The organism is Sorangiineae bacterium MSr11954 (assembly GCA_037157815.1).
Lineage (GTDB): Bacteria > Myxococcota_A > Polyangia > Polyangiales > Polyangiaceae > Pendulispora > Pendulispora albinea.
Genome location: CP089984.1, coordinates 3470335 through 3492116 on the forward strand (window position 1 = coordinate 3470335; position 21782 = coordinate 3492116).

Sequence of the window (21782 nt, forward strand, 5' to 3'; positions counted from 1 at the left end):
GTTGGGAGATTCGACATGATCGAGCGTGAAGCAACGGGCGTCCCGCGCCTGATCGATGCGCTGCGCGCAGCGCGTCGGGAGCAATGGACGACCGTGTTGACGGCGTTTCTTCGCAGGGAGGTCGCGCGCCGGGTCGGTTTGGAACCGGACGATATCGGCCCGCGGGATGGCTTCATGGCTGCGGGCATCGACTCCTTGAGGGCCACGGAAATCCGGGTCCTCTTGGACGCGGAGCTCGATCTGTCGCTGCCGAGCTCCATGCTCTTCGATTTCCCAAATGTGGAGGCTTTGGCGGAGAAGCTGGCGCTCGTGCTCGGAGCGGCACATGCCAGCGATCCTGCATCGGACGATCCTGCATCGGACGATCCTAGGTCGGACCATGGGGCCGCGCAGCCTGCATCCGCGTCCTCGCGGGACGAGCCCATGGACGGGCCGATTGCCATCGTGGGCATGGGTTGTCGCTTCCCGGGCGGCGTGCGCAGCCCCGATGACTATTGGCGCTTGTTGATCGAGGGCGTCGATGCCACCACCGAGATCCCGGGCGACCGATGGGACAAGGACGCGTACGACGGCCGAAACCCGGAAGCCCTCGGGACGATCACCACCCGGCGCGGCGGTTTCCTCTCGGAGAAAGATCGGTTCGACCCTGCATTCTTCAACGTGGCACCGCGGGAGGCGCCCTACATCGATCCCCAGCATCGGGTGCTTCTGGAGGTGGTTTGGGAGGCGTTCGAGGGTGCCGGGGTATCTGCCGAGAAGCTCTATGGCAGCGAAACGGGGGTGTTCATTGGTGTGACCACCCACGACTACTTTGCGCATCTTGCAAAGCATATGTCGGAAGACGAGATAGATATCGCGTGTGCTACAGGGGTGTCCGCGGCCGTAGCCTCGGGTCGCATCTCGTACGTATGGGGGCTCCGCGGTCCCTCGGTCACCCTGGACACGGCGTGCTCGTCCGCGTTGGTGGCCGTGCACCTGGCATGCGAGAGCTTGCGTCGCGGCGAATGCCGCTCCGCCATTGCGGGCGCGGCGGCCATGATCCTGTCGCCGCTTCAGCATTTGTTTTGTTCACGCGCCCAGATGCTGGCCCCGGACGGCCGCTGCAAATCGTTCGACGAGGCGGCCGATGGTTATGGACGAAGCGAAGGCGTGGGCGTCGTTCTATTGAAACGCGTATCGGATGCCATCCGCGACGGCGATTCGATTTTGGCCATCATCGCCGGGAGCGCCGTCAATCAAGACGGTGCCAGCGGAGGCTTGACCGTCCCCAACGGCCCCGCGCAGCAACGGGTCATCCGAAGCGCGATCGCGCGCGCGGGTCGCTCGGAGGCCGATATCGACTACGTCGAGGCGCACGGCTCCGGAACGCCGTTGGGCGATCCCGTGGAGATGCATGCCCTGGGCGAGGTTTTCTCCGCGGGCCGCGATGCATCGCGCCCCTTGTGGGTGGGCAGCGCGAAATCGAACCTGGGGCACATGGAGGCGGCGGCCGGGGTAGGGGGGCTGATCAAGACCGTCCTTCAAATCAAGAACGCGACGATTGCACCGAATCTGCATTTTACGAATCCAAGCTCCAAGATCCAATGGGCCAAGCTGCCGGTGAAGGTGCCAACGCGCGCGATCCCATGGCCCGCGGGGCGGCCCCGGCGCGCGGGGGTCAGCAGCTTTGGTATGAGCGGGACCAATGCCCATGTCGTTTTGGAGGAAGCGCCGGGCACACAGACGGACCATGGCGCCGGCGCGCGCGCTTCGTCGGCGGACATCGCGCTACCGGCGCTCCTTTCCGGCCGCACGGAGGGGGCGCTGCGCGCGCAGGCACGGCAGCTGCGGGAGCATCTCGAGCGCCACCCGGATATGGCGCTGGTGGACGTGGCGCATTCGCTCGCCCTGGCGCGCACGCATTTCGAGCACCGCGCGGGCATCGTGGCGCACCATCGGCAGGAGCTGTTGGAATCGTTGGACGCGTTGGCGCGTGGTGAGCTCTCCGTCGCGAGCCCCACCGCGCACGCCGTGCGGGGTGTCTCCGCCGCTCCGCGCGGTGGTGGCAAGGTGGTCTTCGTTTTTCCCGGACAAGGCTCGCAATGGGCGGGGATGGCGCGCCCTCTTCTTCGAACATCCGAGGTGTTCCGCGCGCAAATCGAAGCATGCGAAAGGGCCTTTTCGCCGTATGTCGATTGGTCGCTCTCGGCGGTGCTCGAGGGGCGCGAGGCCAACGAGGGAGGCGCCTCGTTGGAGCGCGTGGACGTGGTGCAGCCCGTGCTTTTTGCGGTGATGGTATCCCTCGCGGCCGTGTGGCAGACCCTGGGCGTCGCGCCCGATGCGGTCATCGGGCATAGTCAGGGCGAGATTGCGGCCGCGTTCGTGGCGGGCGCATTATCGCTCGAGGACGCGGCCCGGGTGGTGACCCTGCGCAGCCGCGCGCTCTTGCAACTCGCCGGCAAAGGGGCCATGGCCGCCGTGCAGCTCTCCGCCCCCGAGCTCCAGGTGCACCTCGATCGGTTGGGGGCGCGCGAGCGGCTCTCGATCGCCAGCATCAACGGCCCGCGCGCGACGGTGATCTCGGGCGATCCCTCGGCCGTCGATGCGCTGCTCGAGCGGCTCACGGCGGAGCAAGTCTTCGCCCGCAAGGTCCGGGTCGATTACGCGTCGCATGGCGCGTCGATCGAGGCGGTCGAGGGCGAGCTCTTGGCGCAGCTCGGGAGCATCCGACCGCGTCCAGCATCGATTCCCTTTTATTCGACCGTAACGTCCACCGTCCTGGCGGGCACCGCGCTCGGCGCGTCGTATTGGTATCGCAATTTGCGGCAGACCGTTCGATTCGCCGATACCGCGCAAACCTCGTTCGACGATGGGCATCGCTTCTTCGTGGAGGTGAGCCCGCACCCGGTGCTTTCGCTCGCGCTGCTCGAAATGTTCGAGTCTGCACCCGCGCCGAGCTCGGGCGCTGTCACCGTTACGGTCGCTGGCTCGCTTCGCCGAGACGAAGGCGATTTCGCGCGGCTCGTAGGGTCCTTGGCCGAGCTGCACGTGCGCGGCCTGCGGGTCGATTGGGATCGCTTTTTTCGTACGCGGGGCGGTCGCAAGGTGCAGCTGCCGACCTACCCGTTTCAGCGCGAAGCATTTTGGTTCGAGTTTCGGAGTCTCCGAAAGCCGGATCTTACGTCTTCCGGATTGATGGCAGCCAAGCATCCTCTGCTCCGCGCGGTGGTCGCGCGGGCCGATGGCGATGGCGTTCTCTTTACGGGGATCCTATCGCTTCGCGAGCAGCCGTGGCTTTCGGGTCACGTGGTCTTTGGCACCGTGATCGTTCCGGGGACCGCCTTTGTCGAGCTCGCGCTCACGGCGGCGCATCATCTGGGGCTCGACCGGGTCGACGAGCTGACATTGGAGGCGCCGCTCGCCCTTCCACCCGAGGGCACCCTGCGCTTGCAGCTGTCGGTGAGCGCACCCGATGAAACGGGCCGAAGGTCGTTTGCGCTGCATGTGCAACCGGCGGGCGACCTCCAAGGAGCTTTGCAGGACGGCTCGTGGACCCGGCACGCCACGGGTTTTTTGGGGGGCGCGGCACCGGGCGAAGCGCCGTTCGAGCTGCACACGTGGCCTCCGCCGGGGGGCATCCCGCTCCCGATCGAGGGGCTCTACGCGCGTCTCGCCGGGGCGGGGCTCGTCTATGGCGCCGCCTTTCAGGGGCTGCGCGCCGTTTGGAAAGATGGGGATACGCTCTTTGCCGAGGTCGAGCTGCCGCATGCGGCCGCCAAGGAGGCCGATCGCTTTGCCCTGCACCCTGCGTTGCTGGACGCGGCGTTGCATGCGCTCGCGGCGGAGCGCATCGACGGTGCGGCCGATGTCGCGCTTCCCTTTGCGTGGAGTGGTGTGTCGCTGCGCGCGGTGGGCGCGTCCACCTTGCGTGTGCGCTTCGAGCGGGTGAGTGAGCCGGCCGACGCGGTCGCGCTCTTCGTGGCCGATGCCGCGGGGGAGCCGGTGGCGCGCATCGAATCGCTCACCCGTCGCACAGCTTCCGCCGAGCATGTGCGCGGAGCACGCGGGTCCGCCGCGCAGGTCGTCCATCGCGATGCCCTCTGGCGGCTGGAGTGGATTCCCTTGCCGAATGCGACGCCGCCGGTGCAATCACGCCATTGGGCTTTGGTGGACGCGGCTTGGGTGGACGCTGCCGCCGACGCCGGCGCGCCTGGACCCGCCGACGCGGTGTTCGAAGCGCTCACCGCGGCCGGTGCCGTTCGATGCCATCGCTATTCGCATTTCGCCGCACTTCAGCGCGCGCTCGCCGGGGGCGCTGCCACGCCCGACGCTGTGGTCCTTCCATTTCTTTCGCTTCTTCCGCTTCGTCCGCTTCCAACGCCCCAGGACATCGCCGCCGCCGCACACGAGGCCACGCGGCGCGCGCTCGATGGGGTCCAACGGTGGCTCGCCGACGAGCGGCTCGCTTCGTGCTCGCTCGTGGTCATCACCCGCGGCACCCTCGCGACCCATGCTTACGAGGACATCGCCGATCTCGTGCACGCCCCACTGTGGGGTCTTTTGCGCTCGGCGCAAACCGAGAATCCCGATCGCCGCATCGTCCTCGTCGACATGGACGACAGTGCGGACTCGTGGCGCAGCTTGCTCACCGGTTTTGATCCGACCGAAACGCAGCTTGCCCTGCGCGCCGGGCATCGCCTGGCGCCGCGCATGGTGCACCGGGCATACCGGCCACACCAGGCACACCGGGCACCTAGGGCCGCGCCCGATGCCTTGCCGGTTCCGGCCGATGCGGCGTGGCATCTCGAGGCGCAGACCAAAGGTACCCTCGAGAGCCTCGCGCTCGTCCCGTACCCCCCGGCGCAGGCGCCCGTTGGCCCGGGGCAGGTGCGCGTCGCGGTCCACGCCGCAGGGCTCAACTTCCGCGACGTACTCGACGCACTCGGCATGTATCCGGGTGAAGCGCGTCCGCTGGGCGGGGAGGGGGCCGGCGTCGTTCTCGAGGTGGGCGAAGGGGTCACCAACGTGGCCGCCGGCGATCGCGTCTTGGGGCTGCTTCCTGCTGCCTTTGGCCCCATCGCCATCACCGATCATCGCCTGATCGCGCGCATGCCCGAGGGCTGGTCGTTCGTGGAGGCCGCGGGCGTATCCGTGGTCTTTCTTACGGCCTATTACGCGTTGGTCGATCTGGCACGGCTTCGAGCGGGCGAGTCCGTCCTCGTTCATGCCGCGGCGGGCGGTGTCGGCATGGCCGCCACGCAGCTTGCGCGCCACCTGGGGGCGGAGGTCTTTGCGACCGCGAGCCCCGGCAAATGGGAGACCTTGCGCGAGCTGGGCTTCGATGAAGCGCATCGGGCATCGTCGCGCACCACGGCATTCGAGGATCACTTCCGGCGCGTCACCGATGGGCGCGGGGTCGACGTCGTCCTCGATTCGCTCGCGCGGGAGCTCGTCGATGCATCGCTGCGCCTTTTGCCGCGGGGCGGTCGTTTCATCGAAATGGGAAAAACGGATCTTCGCGATGCGCATACCGTCGGCATCGAGCACCCCGGTGTCGCGTATCGGGCCTTCGATCTCGCCGAGGCCGGAGCCGATCGCATTCAAGAAATGCTGGGCGAGTTGATGGCCCTGTTCGCGCGTGGCGTGCTGCGCCCTCTGCCCACCACCGTGCGCGATATACGCCATGCGCCCCATGCCTTTCGCTCCTTCGGACAAGCGCGGCACGTGGGAAAAATGGTCTTCACCTTGCCGCGGCCCATCGACCCCGAGGGCACCGTGCTCATCACGGGAGGTACCGGGACCTTGGGGGCTCTTCTGGCGCGGCATCTGGTGCAGAGGCACGGGGCCAAGCATCTTCTTTTGACGTCGCGGCAGGGTCTTCGAGCGGAGGGCGCGACGGCGCTCGTGGCGGAGCTGGAAGAGCTGGGGGCGCGCGTGAGCGTGGCGGCATGCGATGTGGCCGACCGCGGCGCGCTGGAAGCGCTTCTCAATGCGATCGCGCCCGAGCACCCGCTCGGCGCCGTCGTGCATGCGGCTGGCATCCTCGACGACGGCGTGGTCACCTCCCTTACGCACGCAAAACTCGAATCCGTCCTGCGCGCCAAGATCGATGGCGCGACCCATTTGCACGAGCTCACCCAATCGAGGGATCTATCGGCGTTCATCCTCTTTTCCTCGCTCTCCGGCGTGCTCGGAACCCCGGGCCAAGCCAATTACGCGGCGGCCAATGCGTTTCTCGATGCGCTCGCGCACCACCGCCGGGCGCGCGGGCTGCCGGCGCTTGCCCTCGATTGGGGTTACTGGGCGGAGAAGAGCCAAATGACCGCGCACCTCTCCCACGTCGATGTGCAGCGCATGGCACGCGGCGGCGTGCTGGGGCTCTCGTCGCGCGAGGGGTTGGCCCTCTTCGATGCCGCGCTCGCGTGCCCCGATTCGGTCCTCGCCCCCGCGCGCTTCGACATGGCGGCGCTCGCCGAGCTCGAGGCTCGTCCGGATACCTTGCCGCCCGTGCTCCGAGGCATGGCCGGAGCGCGCGCTTCGAGGCCGCTCGCCCGCAACGCGGCACGCGCTTCGTCGCGCGAGCGAGGCTTGCGCGCCATGCCGGCCGCGGAACGTGAAGAGGCCTTGCGCGACCTCGTTCGCACGGAGGCGGCCACCGTTCTCGGCATGACGGGACCAGGCTCGCTCGATCTCGAGCGTCCGCTCCAAGGCATCGGCCTCGACTCGCTCATGGCCGTCGAGCTGCGGAATCGGCTGATGGCCGTCACGGGTCTGCGATTGCCCGCGACGCTCTTCTTCGAAGCGCCGACCGTTCACAAGGCGGCCACACGGCTCGCGCGGATGATGCACGACGCGCCGGCCCCGGGGGAGAGCGCCGCCAAAGATGTTGCGAACGAGCGCGGCGCGAACGAGCACGACGCGAACGAGGGCGGCGCGAACGAGCGCGGCGCGCTCGACGAACGAGCGATGATCGCCAATGTCCGACGCCTCTGGCAACACAACGAGATGGATATCGGCGACGAGCTCCTCGCGGCATCCGCACGCATCCGCCGCGCCCGCGAGGTGGGCGAGGCGCGCGCGGCCAAAGCTCCGCCGCCTTGCGAGGCGCGCCCTTCGAAGACCCTGCAACTCGCCCGCGGCGCGGCATCGCCACCTTTGTTCTGCATCTCCGCCTTGGTTCCCATCCCGGCCGCCATGACCTATGCCCGACTCGCCTCGGCGCTCGACGGATCGCGCGACATACGGGTGCTCCCCCATCCCGGCTACGGCGCCGGCGAGCCCTTGCCCTCCGATGGCGCGGCCATCGCGCGCGCCGAGGCCGACGAAATTCTTCGGTCCGCCCCCGATGGAAACGTCGCCATTCTAGGCTACTCCGCGGGCGGGTGGATTGCCCACGACGTGGTTCGGCACTTGGAGAGCGCCGGCGTCTTCCCGACCGCGCTGGTGCTGATCGACACGTACACGATGCACGGCATCTCTCCGCGCATGCGATCCATGTTCCGAAGCAACTGGCTAAACGCCTTTCCTTCCGCGAGCTGGACCGACGGCGAGCTCACCGCATATGCGTGGTACCGCCATCTTTACGACTCGTGGAGGCCATCGCCCATCGCGGCGCGCACCTTGTTCGTGCGCGCCACCGAGCCCATGCCCGGAATGGACGATACCGTGCTTTCGCCCGGTCACGATTGGCGCTCGAGCTGGGCCGAGCCCCACGACGCCGTCGACGTGCCGGGCCATCACTTCAATGTCTTATCCGATCATGCCGCCGCCGTTGCCCGGGCCATCGATGATTGGCTCACCCGTTCTCTCGCGGCCGCCCCCCGAGCCGTGCCCCGTCGACGCGCCCAACCCGAGCCCCCGCGCGACGGCACGCTCCGCGAACCGAAGGAGATCCGATGATGATCACGATACGCGACGCGAGGCTGCCCGCCATCGTGCAGCCTCGCCCCAACGACGGTGCACGGCACGTGGATACGCTGCTCGCGTGGTGCCACTCGCACCAGGTCGACATCGAGCGCCTGATCCATCGGCGCGGGGCGATTCTCTTCCGAGGCTTCGAGATCGAGGGCCCCGAGGACTTTGCGCTGGTTGCGCGCGCGACCTCGCGCCATGCGCTCATCGAGTACGTCGCGGGTGTGGCGCGCCGGAAGAAGGTTACCGATGGCATCTACACCTCCACGGAATATCCACCCCACGTGGAGATGCCTTGCCACAACGAGCTTTCCCATACCAAGAACTGGACGGCGCTCATCTTCTTTTTCTGCCAAACCCCGCCCCAAAATCGCGGTGAAACGCCGCTCGTCGACGGGCGCGACGTCGTCCGACGCATGAAGCCGGAGACGGCCGCGCTCTTTCGAGAGAAAGGGGTCATGTACGTGCGCTACCTTCACTGCGGGGACGGTTCGGGCCTCCTCGATAACAACATTCGGGTGCTGGACGAGAGCGGCTATCCCTACAGCGTCTCGTGGCAACGCACCTACGGGACGACCGACAAATCGGTCATCGAACGAGCCGCGGCCCGCGCGGGGGCCGACATCACCTGGACGAAGTCGGATGATTTAATCTGGAAAGAGCGGGTCCCCGCCATTCGCCGGCACCCGCAGACCCGCGAAGAGTGTTGGTTCAGCCACGTCGTCAACTTTCATCCTTCACGAATGCCGCCCCGGGTCCGCGCGCGCCTGCCCGAGATCGAATACCCCAGGAATGTGCTCTTTGGCGATGGCACCCCCATCCACGACACCCTCGTCGAAGAGGTGCGAGGCTTGGTGGAGGCGGGCGAAGTGCTCTTTCCATGGCAGCGCGGCGACGTCTTGATGATCGACAATGTGCTCGTCGGACATGGACGAAGATCATTCGACGGCCCTCGCGCCATTCTGACCGCGATGGCAGGCTCACCGGAGGAATCACGATGAAGCTCTTGAACGGCGTCGACACCTTGGCCGAGCTGCCCAAGGTCGTGAGCCAGCTCTACGGCGACAAAGTCGCGCTCATCGTCGACGATGCGACCCTCACGTACGGTGAGCTCGAGCTCGGGTCGAATCAAGCCGCGCACGCCCTGGCAAGCGACTCCGTGGAGCCTGGCGACCGCGTTTGCATGCTTGGAAAAGGGTCGCTGCAGTCGGTGGCTTTGATGTTCGGAGCCGCCAAAGCGCGCGCCGTTTACGTGCCGATCAATGCGCGATTGGCGCCCAAGGAAATGGCGTACATCCTCGCCCATGCGGATCCAAAGCTCCTCCTGGTGGACGTCGAATGCCTCGATTTTCTGCCCGCCATCGCGGCCGAGATCGGGAAGCTCCCCAAGGTCCTTGCGACGGCGCCCAACGGGGTAGGGATACCCGTGTTCGACGAATGGCAGCGCGGAGCGTCGTCTTCCTCGTCGTCGTTGCCGTCCTGGTCGTCCCACCCTTACGATCCCGAGGCCGTGGTGGTGACCCTCTACACCAGCGGTACCACGGGCCACCCCAAAGGCGTCCGTCTGTCGAGCCGCTCCCTTTTGGGTGTCGCACGGAGCCTGCGCGATTCGCGCGATCCGTGGTTTGGTTGGGACCATCGAACGGTGAGCATGGTCTCGCAGCCGGCATTTCACATTGGCGGCGTGTGGTGGCTCGTCCAAGGATTGAGCCAAGGTAGCACCAATGTCCTTTTGCGCGGCTTCGATCCCAAGCAGGTATTGCGGATCATTCCAACGTATCGCGTGGCCACCACGTGCATGGCGCCCGCCATGATCCAGCTCCTTCTGGTCGAGCCCGGGTGCCGCTCCGTCGACTTCTCCTCCCTGCAGGTCATTGCGTACGGCGGATCGACGTGCCCGACCGCGCTTTTGCAAGAGGCGATGAACGTCTTCAAGTGCGGCTTCTGCAACGCGTATGGAAGCACCGAAACGGGAAATGTGGTGGTGTCCTTGCGGCCCGAAGAGCACCTTGGTGCGAGCGATTCCCGTCTGCGCGCCGTTGGAAAGCCGCTCCCGGGGGTGGAGGTGCGCGTCCTCGACGAGAACGGTCGCGACGTCCGCCCGGGGGTGACCGGTCATATCGCGATCCGCTCGCCCTCGAACATGGTCGACTATTGGAAGAACGAGGAGGCCACGCGCACCACCTTGGTGGATGGCTGGCTCATGACCGGAGACGCGGGCTTCCGCGACGAAGAGGGTTACCTCTACGTATCCGATCGCATCCGCGATATGATCATCAGCGCCGGCGAAAAGATCTTCCCAGCCGAGGTCGAAAATGTCATTCGCACCCACCCGGACGTGGCCGATGTCGCGGTTATCGGTGTCCCCGACCCACTTTGGGGCGAGGCCGTTCGCGCGCTGGTCGTCCCCGTCGAAGGTGCCACCCTGCGTCCGGGCGACATCATTCGATACGTTCGGGGGCGGGTAGGGGAATTCAAAGTACCGCGGGCGGTCGAGTTCGTGCCATCGCTCCCGCGAAATCCATCCGGCAAGATCCTGAAACGCGAGCTGCGCGAACCTTATTGGCGGGGTGAAGATCGTCGCATTTGACATCATTTCGTGGATGATGTGCAAAACCCGCGGAACAACCCCTTCCGGCCACGGAACGAAGACTTCCGTACGCCCGCTTCGAGCGCCTCTTACGGTTTGGCAAATACCAAACGATCATGCGCCCTCGTTCGTTTGGATGCGTTTGGATTCCGCCTTGCATGAGATTGTACCGTAGAGAGGTAAACATCATGAGGCGTTGGCATAAGCTTACAGGGGCTCTGGCATTTGCAGCGGTGGGGATCGCGGCATCATCGTGTTCCTCGTCGCCCGAGGACGCGCCGGCCAAGCCCAAGCTCGATGGCATTTACGAGGCGGCAGGCCCTGGGTCGATCACGTCGCTCGCGTTCGAAGACGCGTCGTCCACGTATTTTCTGACCCGACCCTGCGACGAAAAAGGGACGTGCCAAGAGCGCGGCACGTACACGCTCGACGAAGCCCAAACCGAGCTTCGTCTGAAGAATGCGCAGACCGGCTCCGTTCGATCCGTACCCATTCGGGTGACCGATGTCGCGGGGGCGTCGGCCAAGCAGGGGCTCGGCACGCAGGGGTTGGTGGGCGGCGCGGGCAATTTGGTGTCGAAGAGCAGCCCGATCGTCAAGGCCGCCTTCATCGACAATACCCCATTGTATCATGCGTGCGCGCAGCTCGTGGGGACCGATCATCCCTTGGGCGAGCACGATCCCCCGCGCTGCCAAAACTACCCGGTGCGGGTCAAAGGCCAATTGGTCTACGACGACACCCGCGGCCGTTGGTGCGAATATGGCTCGTGTGGGAAATCGGGCCAGGCCACGTGCCGGGACCGAAGCCCCGCATACGCCATCCGCATGAGGAGCATGAGCAACTGCCCCAACAGCGGCTTCCGATGCGAGCGTTGCACCTATCGTCTCATCGAATGTGGCTCCCACGAGGGATGCCGCTTCGACGATGCATGCGTCCTCGAGCGCATGGCGCAAAACGAGCACGCGAGCTTCGACGAGTGGGCGGCCGATATCAATATATGCAAAGACAAGGTCGCGGGCCGGTACAGCTACGAGGAGTGGTTCTACTGGATGCAAGGCAAACCCGGAAAGTCGGGCTACGACAAATGGCTGCCCTACGAGGAAGTCGTCTCCTGCGACCCCGTCCCCTGCAGCGACGTCAAGCTGTAATCGATGATGCGCCCCGTTTGATCTGCTCGTACATGCGCGGAAGCCGCTCGACGAGGTAGTCCACGAAGGCGCGCATGGCCGCGGAGAGCGCGCGGCGCGATGGATAGACGATCCATACGGGGATGGGGCCGCTGTCCGCGTTTGGCAGCACGCGCACGAGGTGGCCCTCGCGCACATAGCCGCTTGCCATGGCGAGGGGCAGCCGTCCGATCCCATAACCGTCCAGGGTCGCCTGGCGGGCGAGCCCGATTTCGTTGACGTGGATTCGCCCGCGGACCGCGACGCGGACGGTGCGCCGCCTTTGCCGCACGATCCAGCGATCGCGCTTCGAGCGATCGCCGGAGAGGACGCAGTCGTGCTGCCCGAGCTCGCGAACGGTCCGCGGCCGTCCGCGCCGTGCGATGTAGTCGGGGCTGGCGAAGAAGCCGTAGACGCCCTCGAGGACTTTGCGCGCGATCATGCTGGAGTCGTCCAGCTCGCCGGTGCGGACGGCCAGGTCGTAGCGTTCCTCGACGAGGTTCACGCGGCGCTCGTGCGCATCGAGGGTGATGCTCACGTCGCCGAAGCGCTGGAGAAACTCGGAGATGGTGGGCCACAGCAGGACCGCGACGCTGTAGGTGGCGGCGAGGCGAATGCGCCCCTTGGGTCTCGCGCCCAGATCCTGCACCAGCTTCTCGCCCCGATCGAGCTCCGCGACCGCGCGCACCGCGTGGTCGTGGTACACGCGCCCCGCTTCGGTGAGCGCGAGCTGGCGCGTCGTTCGCGTGAGCAGCGCCACACCGAGGCGCGCCTCGAGCCGTGCAATGCGCCGGCTCACCGTCGACACCGGAAGACCGGCGCTGCGCGCCGCGGCCGAGAAGCTCCCGCGGCCGACCACCTCGGCAAAGAAGCGTGCGTCGTTGAGATCGTGGTCCATCCTTGCACCTATGGCAACAGTCTTTCCTATTTCATGCAAGTGGCGCAACGGGCGCGCGCACCTACGCTCACGGCATGGACGATCCTTACGTTGCCCACGAAACCCAGCTTCGCCAGGTACACGCATACCTGCTCGGCCTGTTCGCCGAGCTCCCGCGAGCTCCCGCGGAGGAGCTCGCGGCGAAGACGGCGTTCGCTTGCCGCGCGATGCTTTGGCACCATCAGGCCGAGAGCACCGGGCTCTTTCCGTTTTTGCGCCGCGCGGGGCGGCTGCGGAGCACCGACGTGAGCTTCCTCGACGCGTGCGATCGCGAGCACGACGCGTTGCACGCGCTTTGCCAGCGGCTCCTCGCGAAAGGGGAGGCGCCGCACCTCGATCCGAAGGGCGTGTTCGCGCTGGCGTCGGAGCTCGGGGCGCAGTTCGAGCTTCACGCGCGGGAGGAGGAAATGGGCCTCGCGCCGCCGCGTTTGCGGACGATGGTCACCTACGAGGAGCTGGTGGCGTTTGGGCGCGAGATGGAGGCGAAGAGGCCGCGGTAGTGGCAAATGGCGACGACGGCGTTCACTGGGCCCGCTTGACGATGTAGCTGTCCTTCCCGCGGCTCGCCACGAAGTAGACGGCGCCATCATCGATGGCAAGGTGCGAGGCCATGGTGTTGGCGCTGCTCCACTGCGCCGTCTTACCCGCCTCGCACGCGGCGAGATCGGTGCATCGCCACACCACGGCGGTGCCGTTTTCGTTCGCGGTCCAATAAACGATGCCGTTCCGCACGGCGAACGCCGCGAACCCGTTGGGTTGCATCACGATCGGTTTGACCTCGCACCCCTTGGGGCACTTGGACTCGATGGTCGCGCCGGTGGTTCCCACCGTGACCCAGTGCAGGGCACCGCGATCGTAGGCGAGCAGGGAACGCTGCGCGGGCGAGCGCGCCACGAAATCGACGTTGAGCACGTCACCTTGGCGGGGCGCGGTCGAGATGGCACCGGTATCGCGATCGGACCAATAGAGGTGCGTTTCGGAGACGGCGATGCTGGCGGGATCTCCGATGTTGGGGATAGCCTCCCCGGTGGGGTTCCCGGTCTCCGGCGAAGTGCTATGGATGATGCCCACGCGGGTGCCCGTGTAGAGCATTCCATTGGCGAAGTGGATGGGCCCCGGGTGATTGACTTTGAGGAAGACCGGCTGCCCCTGATCGCCGGCAGGTGCGCCCGCGTCATCTGCCTTGCTCGCGCGAAAGACGCCGCCGGAGCTCTCGAGCGGCTCGTCGATGCTCCAAAAGACGTGTCGTTCCGAGAGCGCGATCGCCGCGGGCTTGCGCGCTACGATCGCGACGCGTTGGGGCGCGCCGCCGCCTTTCGGGCACACCTCCACGGCAAACTGGGGTTTCTCGTCCGAAGTCGTCGCACGCAGCCAGAAGATGCTGGTCGCATCGATCGCGAGCCCGAGGATCTCGGCATTTGGAACGAAGCAGATCGCTCCCTCGGGCGCCTCGGCGGGTACCGGCACGTCACCATCGCCCCCGGTGCTCAGTTTTCCGTCCGGGAAGTCTCCGAGGATCATCCCGCAGGCCGCACTTCCCATCGCGAGCGCGGTCAAGGAGGCCCATCGCGCGATGGTGCGCCACCGGGGGCGGGAGGCGTTAGAGCTCACGGCCAAGGAGGAACGATAGAGCGACCGGGGCGCGTTTGTTCCACGACGCGCCATGGTGTTTGCCAGCCGGGTCCACGACCGCCATCAGGGTCCGATCCTCGACGTACCCCATTCGAACCAGCGCGGCCTCGAGCCGCTCTTGCTGCGCCGCGGTCGGCATCGATTCGTTCAATTTGGGATCGCCGCCGCTCTCGCGCTCGTCCTGGCCGACATCGATGTAGATCCGCGAGGCCGTGGTCGAGCCCATCGTAAGGGTTTGGGCGCGGGCCACGACGACCTCTTTGTCCCAATACGAGGCCGTCGAAAGACTGGCGATCGCGCCAAACGTATCCCCATGATAGAGGCCGGCCCAAACGTTCATGAGCCCGCCGAGCGAGGAGCCGAGCAAGAACGTGTGCTCGCGATCGTCGCGCGTGCGAAGGCGCGCGTTCACCGCAGGTCGCAGCTCCTCGAGGATCATGCGAAGGTACTGCGTTCCCTGTCCGGTGCCGCCGAACCCTACGAACGCATCGTCCGGGGTGGGTGTCAGCTCTCGGGTGCGCTGCCGGGTGGGATCGCTCGGATGGAGCTCCAAGACGATGTCGATTCCAATCACGATGGCCTCCGGGATCCGGCCTGCCGCGATCTCCGTGTCCATCACGTTTTCGAGCTTCCAGCTGCCGTATCCGTTCTTCGCGAGCCCGTCCTCGATCGCCATGTCGGCATCGAAGAGGATTTGGCCGTCATGCATGTAGATGACGGGATATCGCTTGAGCGTATTCTCACGGTAGCTCGGCGGAACGTACATGCGAATCCCGCGGGTGTTGTTTAGAATGCGCGACGCGAAGCGCGCATCGAAGCGGGCGATCGTCCCCGTGTCGCGCTCGAACCAGGGGTAAACGTCGAGGGTCTGACCGGGCCGTACGCGGTAGGGACCTCCTTTCGCCGGCATACGATCGCGCATGGGGCGGAAGGATAGAGGCTCGGTGAGGTTCTCGATAGTGACCTCCCAGGTGTCGTTCGTCGTTTTCGTCAGCGGAGAAAGTTGCGTACCGGACGAATTCTCGGCCGCCAAGGTGAGGGGGAGGGGGCGCGCTCCAGCGGGGTAGTGGACTCGAATGTGCGCATCTTGCGCTTTCGGGGGGGCGTCGGCGGTTGCGGCGTCTCGTTGGGGGAGGGGATTGTTCGTGGGTGGGATTGGGTCGGAGGCGGTCCCGCCGCATTGGAGTTGCGCCGTTGGGAGCGTGAAGAGGGCGCACGACGCGAGGAATGCGCAAAGGGCGCGGAGTGCGTGGAGGAAGCGCGCACGAAGGCGCGCCCGTGATCGAAGCCGCATGAGTGACCTCCGGGCATCACCACGTGCCCACCGTGCCGGCGAGCAACGCGTATGCCACGCTGCGCCGGGACGCATGGTTGCCGATGTTCGAGCCCGCATCGTATCGGGCTTGCTCGATCGCGCGGCCGGGCTCGCCGTATCTTTGCGACGGGGAGGCAGCATCCGTTCCGGCCGCGGAACGTGGAGTGCCGTCGATCCGCGGGACGCACGATGTGCCGTGCCCGTTCGCGTCGATGGAATCGCACACGCTGGCAGACCCGTGCACTCCAGCAGCTTCGATTCATATACTAGGTGCATTAAATATCGTATACTAGGTGCACTATGTCGGCCCGCGGCAAAGCCCCTGCTCCGAGCGACCCCATCGCCTTCATCGAGACCTTCGGCGCCCTTTGGCGGTGCCTCATGTCCGTCTCCGACGAGACGTACGAGGCGGAGAAGCTCTGGAGCTTGCAGGCCTACTTCCTGCGCTACATCGGCGGGCATCGCGGAATCTCGCAAGCCGACCTCGCCCGCGCGACCGGCACCGCACCGACATTGACGGGCCGCCTCCTCCAGACGCTCCTCGAGCGCGGACTGGTACGGAGGACGCGCAGCAAAGAGGACCGCCGCGAGTACGTCCTCGGGCTCAGCGTCAGCGGCCAGCGCACGCGCGTTCGGGTGGATGCGGCGCGCGCACGGTTCGCATCGCGCGTCGTCGGGGTGCTCGACGAGCGCGATCTCCGCGATTTTTATCGCATCGCGAAGAAGCTCTTCGACGCCTTCGGCGGCCACTCTGCCGAGCAAACGGGCGCCGGCGAGCCATCGACCCCATCCCGCCACCCCTCGGAGGATCCCTGCTCATGACGACGCGAATTGCAATCAACGGATTCGGCCGCATCGGCCGCTGCATCGTGCGCGCGATGTTCGAGCGAAGCATCTCGGACATCGAAATCGTCGCCCTCAACGATCTCACCAACGCCGAGACGCTCGCACATTTATATAACTACGACACGGTCCACGGCCGAGCGTCCCACCTTGCGACCGCGCGGAGCGACGAGCTGGTCATCGGCGACCACCCCATCCGGGTCACAGCCGAGAAGGACCCGAGCAAGCTCCCATGGAAGGAGCTCCGCGTCGACGTCGTGCTCGAGTGCACGGGCCTCTTCACCGACGGCGCCAAGGCCGGCGCCCACCTCACCGCCGGCGCGAGCAAGGTGATCATCGGCGCACCGGCCAAAGGCCACGACGCAACCATCGTCCTCGGCGTCAACCCCGAAGCCTACGACGCCACCCATCACACGATCCTCTCGTGCGGCTCATGCACGACCAACTGCCTCGCCCCGGTCGCGAAGGTCCTACTCGACCAATTCGGCCTCGAGCGCGGCCTCATGACCACGACCCACTCGTACACCAACGACCAGGCGCTCCTCGACATGCCCCACCGCAAAGGCGACCTACGCCGAGCCCGCGCCGCCGCCCAAAACATCGTCCCCGCATCCTCGGGCGCCGCCAAAGCCCTCAGCGAGGTCATCCCCTCCCTGGCAGGAAAATTCGACGGCCAAGCGATGCGCGTCCCCACCATGGACGTCTCGCTGGTCGATCTTACCTTCGAGAGCACGCGCCCCATGTCGAAGGACGCCATCCACGCCGCCATGAAAGCCGCGAGTGAGGGCTCGATGCGAAACATCCTCGGCTACACCGACGAGCCCTTGGTCTCGAGCGACTACCTCGGCGATCCGCGCTCATCCATCTTCGACGCCACCCTCACCCAAGTGCTCGGCGACCACTTCGCCAAGGTCTTCGCCTGGTACGACAACGAGTGGGGCTTCTCGAACCGCATGATCGAGCTTGCGCAGCTCGTCGCGTCGGGCCTTTGAGTCGCCGTTGTCGCCGCCGCTGTCGTCGTCGTCGTTGCCGCGCGCTTGCTCCTTCGCGACCGGCGTGGCCGCAAGAGGCGAGGCGCTCGGAAGCGCGGCGGCGCTAGCGGGGGCGGCGGTAGATGCCGCCCCATGGCCGTTCGACACCAAGGGACGCCTGAAGGGTGGAACGGGCGCCATTCTGCGGCCATTTCGAGGCACCGGGCGAACCACGCACCCCTGCCGTTCATTTTTTTCAACGCACGCATCGCGTTAGCTTGACGAACCCCCGCGGTCCCAATATACGTGTTCGTCAATTCCGGCTTAGCTCAGTTGGTAGAGCAGGCGGCTGTTAACCGCCGGGTCGTAGGTTCGAGTCCTACAGCCGGAGCTTCTTTCGTAGCGACTTACGAACTTGGTGACCCGCTGGTGAACAGGCGGGTCGCCGTTGTAAGGAGAAATGCGGGCTTCGAGGGAGCTTTGTCGAGAGCCACGAAGCCCTCCCATGGTCTCGGCCATGGCGGAGAGTGCTGGCCCAAGCGCTCGACCTGAGCTTTGTCTCGAGGTTTGGGTCACAGCGAAACAAAGCTCGGTTAACAGCGGCTGTTAACCAGGTTAACTCAGGGCTCCACAACAAAGCTCTGGACGAACCCGCGCACTTGCCGCTCTTGACTGCCGGGCTCGGGTGTCCATTGTAAGAACTCGGATCATCACGCGGCCCTGTCGACGATGACCGTTCGTGACTCCTCTTGTTTTGGTGATCGGACGTTTCTGGAGATTCACGGGGTCCCTGGAGTTTCCGCAGGCGGTAGACGGAGGGCCGCCGCGAGTGCGTCGACGGCTCTTCGATCGCACTGGAGTTTCGTTGCCACCGCCCACTCCAGTGAGCGACTCTGGAGAATGAGCAGGTTTCCGTAGGTCGCTTCGACGGCTCTCTCGAGCCGGTGGCGCGGTACGCTGCTTAGGAGGGCCGCTAAAACCTCGGCCGCGTGGCCCGGGTCCGTCAACACCGGACCGAGGCACTCCTCAAGCATTGCTTGATTGGCGCGAACGCATACTTGAATAGTAAACGTGAGCGCGGCACGGGCGCTCAGGGTCGGCTCGAAGGCCGGCGACGAGACCAGGTAAAGTCGAAGAGCACGCCGGAAAAGACGCGAGGACGTCTCGACAATGTCCTCGCCATTTCGAACGACGCGTTTGTCCAAGACAGCCGCCAGGAGGACGATGAGCACGACGCTGGCGAGGTCGGCATCGTTTTCAGTGTGCGTCCGTCCAAACTCGCCACGCCGCCGACTTGGTTCGAGTGATGCGTACAACGCTTCGAATTTCGGAATGGGGTCATTGTTCTTCGCGAGGAGGCTGACCATGCGATCGAGTAGCTCAGGGAGGGCACCGCAGTTTGCGAAGTACCGCCAGTCAGACGGATCGCCGCGCAGTAGCTCACCAAGCCAGTCGAAGAGCTCCGGGTCGAGTGGCTCATCGCTTGCCGTGATCGCCACCATACAGGCGAATGCACGTAGTCCCGAGACGTGCCTTCCTCGGCCTGCACGCTCCTGAGCCTCACGACGAAGTCGCCACAGCGTCCTGAATTGCGCTGCTCTCGGACGGATCGCAGTGAGGCATCCCGAAAGGGTTCGCAGCGCGATGGACGGAACGTCGACACGATAGACCCCCGGCCTGGGCCGTGGGTCCGCCAGGCGAACGTGAAGCGCGGCGGCAAGCGCCAAGCCGTCGCTTCGAGTCAGCAGCACGCGCCACGCGTGGGCGAAGTAGGCGGGGAGCTCTTCGTTGATCAATTGAGCGACAGCTGCATCGGGCTCTGCGTCAGTTACGTTGCGCTGCCAAGAAATCGCATTCGCGAGTGCGGAGGCGTGCTCGATAATGCTTTTAGCGAGGATGAGTCCTGCAGTGCGACCAGTCCACTCGCCAGATTCACCGAACACCGGGGCCGCATCGGTGAGGTATCGTAGAAGAGTCTCACGATCGTGGAGAACATGACTCCCGAAGAGAGCCGCAAAAACCAATCGTCCATCTTCCCAGGCGTCGACTGCGCGAAACCATCGTCGGTCATCGAAGCGCCGGAGCAAATTCAACGGCTCGTACGCGGCCACAAGGGGAATCGCTGCGCCACCTTCGTCCCAGAGCTCGAAGGGATCCGACACTTGCCACGACGCCTCGCGGCGCGTCACCTCGATCGGCGCCGACGACACTCGTGCATCAGCAATCGGTACCGTCGGCGCCGCGCTCGAGAGTGCGAGCCATGCTTCGAGGGTCGGCTCGTCGAGATCCCGGAGCAGTGCGAAAGCCTCTTCGTGGAACGTGTGATGAACCCATTGCGGAGCGCGCTCAAGTCGACTTGCCGATTCCATCAGACGAAGCAGCGATGGTGCTCCTATGATACCAAGAGAGGCGAGCCCCTTAGCGATCGCGAACCAGGCGCTATCGGTGCGAACATCGAGGCGGTTCACGAATCGCGTCACCTCCTCGGCGAGGGTCTCAGGGAGCACCTTAACCATGTCGCGATTGTTGGAAAGAACGGCGAGAACTCCAGCCATAAGCACGGTGGGGTCTCCAAGTTCGCCCAGAAGGGCCTCGCCGTGAGCTTTCCCACGCTCATTAGCCACGATCCACCTTGCTTCATCGACGAATCTCGCGTCCTTCAAGATGTCACCTGTGCGCCATGGTCACTGAACCGACAGCGAGCCTCATTTATCTAGCCCCGCAATAATCACCGGACGTTTCGGTGGGTGGTCGGCAAGCCATTGGGCGAGTGTCGGCGACTCCATCCAGACTCGCTCGAGGTCTTGCATCACTGGCTCATGGTCAGGGACGACAACCATCAATGTTCCTCGGCCGCCAAAGCGGTTTACCGACGAACCAAGCATCCAAAGCCGATCTCCGAGCCAGAGGAATCGGTCGTGGATGGCAGCCTTCGCCCCTGTCATTACACGCACTTCCGTAGGATTCATCGGTGGCGCACGCATCGCCTCGACGAGGCGTTCGTCGAGGTACTGCCCCTCTGTAGTCCCATTATCTCGCTCCCGATGGAGGTGCATCGCGCTCGCAAGGATGCGCACTCTAGCGTCTGGTTTGGCAATGGCGAGCACCAGCCTTTGGACGTCATCGCCGCCAAAGTACGGGTCACAGACAAGCAGCTCATTCTCCACCTTGCCGATCAACTCGCGCAGTGCACTAATGCCATCGGCGGATTGATTGCGGAACCAGCGCTGCCGCTCCGCCCCGTACTGCCGACGTGCTCGATCCACTGATGCCTGATGAAGAACCGTGGCTGCCGGAAGCGGTGCTCTGCCCTCAACGCGAGTCTCATTGCGTAGGTCGCCCACGAGGGCAACGGAGTACCCTTCTTCATCAGGACGTGCAGCTGCAACCGTCCTTACCGTCGAGGACAAGTTCGCAGAGAGCGAGAAACCGAGCTCATACACGGCAAATAGTCCAGCATCCCACAGGACGCCTCGCACCGGATCGGCGACGCGCTCTCGGATGCTACCGGGCGCAGTCGGCAGGGGAATACGGGTGACTGCGTCGTTGAGCGGGACACTCGTGAAGACGCCCAGGCCGGAAGTTCGCTCCTCCTCGATGATGAGGTGAAGCCCTGCAAGCGTCTGACCGCTACGGGGAGTAATCACAGCAACGAGGGACGATTGGCCTTGCTCATCCCGCTCATGATGAAGACGCAACGATCGGAAGACCGGGTTCGGCGCGATCAAGTGAACGGAGCCCCAAAACTCCGGCAGGAGCTCGAGATTAACGTGGAGCTCCGCCTCGAGCCAGTCGGCTATCGCCGGGCGCTCCTCGACCGCAAATCGTCCCCGGACGTCCGAAGTCGCAACGAGGTGCCGCACTCGGGGCGTGCAGTGCCAGTCAGCCGCGAACGGAACCTGAATCGTCGGGGCTACGGTGGCAGGACCTGGGGGCTCGGGCGCTAGAGCGACCTTCGTGAACTGTAGGGCTGCGGGATCCTGGCTGTCCGGGAGCTCACCGCTTTTTCCGATCCGGATGCATACTCCCCTTTCGGCCTCGTCGAACCACTCCAAGCCGCGGTGGGCGGAAACAACGACCTCATGAGCGTAGATAAAGTATCGCCCACCTGCGAGCTTCAAGTGTCGCTCCAGCGTCGGCTCCGGCGGCGGCACCTCTCGTGGTATGAGCTCCACCCCTCCACAGAGGAGTATCCGCTCTCCGCTTCTCCGATCGACCGCCCACGCGAGACGGACGACGGCTCCTCCGTAGTCCTGGTTTAGCGTCGCGGAATCGCTAGGCGAACGCAGCATCGTGACCGCCCATTCGAAAACCTATACGTGTGGGGCTACTGCGATAGCAGCAGAACCACGTGAGAGGATAAACGTGTGCACGTCATTTGGATTTTGGAAGTTGTCGAGGCGAGATCTTGTTGGCGAACAATCATCGACGCCTCGCT

General features: G+C 65.3%; 12 protein-coding genes and 1 tRNA gene. 8 read left to right on the forward strand and 5 right to left on the reverse strand.

Features of this window, described 5'->3' with window-relative positions; translation table 11 throughout:
* The first annotated feature begins 15 nt into the window (after positions 1–15).
* The 4 genes from LZC94_13635 (at position 16) to LZC94_13650 (ending at position 11628) form a co-directional block, all read left to right on the forward strand.
* Positions 16–7878, forward strand: a complete 7863-nt coding sequence (locus LZC94_13635) for an SDR family NAD(P)-dependent oxidoreductase (GenBank protein WXB18291.1) — start codon at positions 16–18, stop codon at positions 7876–7878.
* Positions 7875–8891, forward strand: a complete 1017-nt coding sequence (locus LZC94_13640; GenBank protein ID WXB18292.1) for a TauD/TfdA family dioxygenase — start codon at positions 7875–7877, stop codon at positions 8889–8891. Before LZC94_13635 ends, LZC94_13640 begins: the two co-directional genes overlap by 4 nt.
* A complete protein-coding gene (locus tag LZC94_13645; protein ID WXB18293.1) occupies positions 8888–10480 on the forward strand; it encodes a long-chain-fatty-acid--CoA ligase in 1593 nt (530 codons plus the stop codon). The genes LZC94_13640 and LZC94_13645 overlap by 4 nt, the downstream gene beginning before the upstream one ends.
* Positions 10481–10668: 188 nt before the next feature.
* Complete coding sequence (locus LZC94_13650) at positions 10669–11628, forward strand: hypothetical protein (GenBank protein WXB18294.1); 960 nt, start codon at positions 10669–10671, stop codon at positions 11626–11628.
* Here the strand turns inward: LZC94_13650 and LZC94_13655 are convergent.
* Complete coding sequence (locus tag LZC94_13655) at positions 11618–12544, reverse strand: LysR family transcriptional regulator (protein ID WXB18295.1); 927 nt, start codon at positions 12542–12544, stop codon at positions 11618–11620. The two genes, LZC94_13650 and LZC94_13655, sit on opposite strands and share 11 nt — an antisense overlap.
* A 74-nt stretch (positions 12545–12618) precedes the next feature.
* Here LZC94_13655 and LZC94_13660 point away from each other — a divergent pair, with 74 nt between their 5' ends.
* Positions 12619–13083 carry a hemerythrin domain-containing protein gene (locus LZC94_13660; GenBank protein ID WXB18296.1) on the forward strand — a complete coding sequence of 155 codons (465 nt, stop codon included), beginning with the start codon at positions 12619–12621 and terminating at the stop codon, positions 13081–13083.
* A gap of 22 nt (positions 13084–13105) precedes the next feature.
* On the opposite strand, the gene LZC94_13665 is transcribed toward LZC94_13660, so the two are convergent.
* Entirely contained in the window at positions 13106–14194 is a 1089-nt protein-coding gene (locus LZC94_13665; protein WXB18297.1) for a hypothetical protein, read from the reverse strand.
* A complete protein-coding gene (locus LZC94_13670; GenBank protein ID WXB18298.1) occupies positions 14184–15137 on the reverse strand; it encodes a hypothetical protein in 954 nt (317 codons plus the stop codon). Before LZC94_13670 ends, LZC94_13665 begins: the two co-directional genes overlap by 11 nt.
* Before the next feature lie 693 nt (positions 15138–15830).
* On the opposite strand from LZC94_13670, the gene LZC94_13675 reads away from it, so the two are divergent.
* The 3 genes from LZC94_13675 (at position 15831) to LZC94_13685 (ending at position 17735) form a co-directional block, all read left to right on the forward strand.
* Complete coding sequence (locus LZC94_13675) at positions 15831–16352, forward strand: MarR family winged helix-turn-helix transcriptional regulator (GenBank protein ID WXB18299.1); 522 nt, start codon at positions 15831–15833, stop codon at positions 16350–16352.
* Positions 16349–17365 (forward strand): type I glyceraldehyde-3-phosphate dehydrogenase, encoded by a 1017-nt coding sequence (gene gap / locus LZC94_13680; GenBank protein WXB18300.1) that lies wholly within the window; start codon positions 16349–16351, stop codon positions 17363–17365. The genes LZC94_13675 and gap overlap by 4 nt, the downstream gene beginning before the upstream one ends.
* A gap of 297 nt (positions 17366–17662) precedes the next feature.
* Positions 17663–17735, forward strand: a tRNA-Asn gene (locus LZC94_13685).
* A gap of 388 nt (positions 17736–18123) precedes the next feature.
* Here the strand turns inward: LZC94_13685 and LZC94_13690 are convergent.
* A complete protein-coding gene (locus tag LZC94_13690) occupies positions 18124–20007 on the reverse strand; it encodes a hypothetical protein (GenBank protein WXB18301.1) in 1884 nt (627 codons plus the stop codon).
* 42 nt (positions 20008–20049) lie between these two features.
* On the reverse strand, positions 20050–21072 hold the full coding sequence (locus LZC94_13695) for a hypothetical protein (protein WXB18302.1): 1023 nt from the start codon (positions 21070–21072) through the stop codon (positions 20050–20052).
* Positions 21073–21782: the final 710 nt, after the last annotated feature.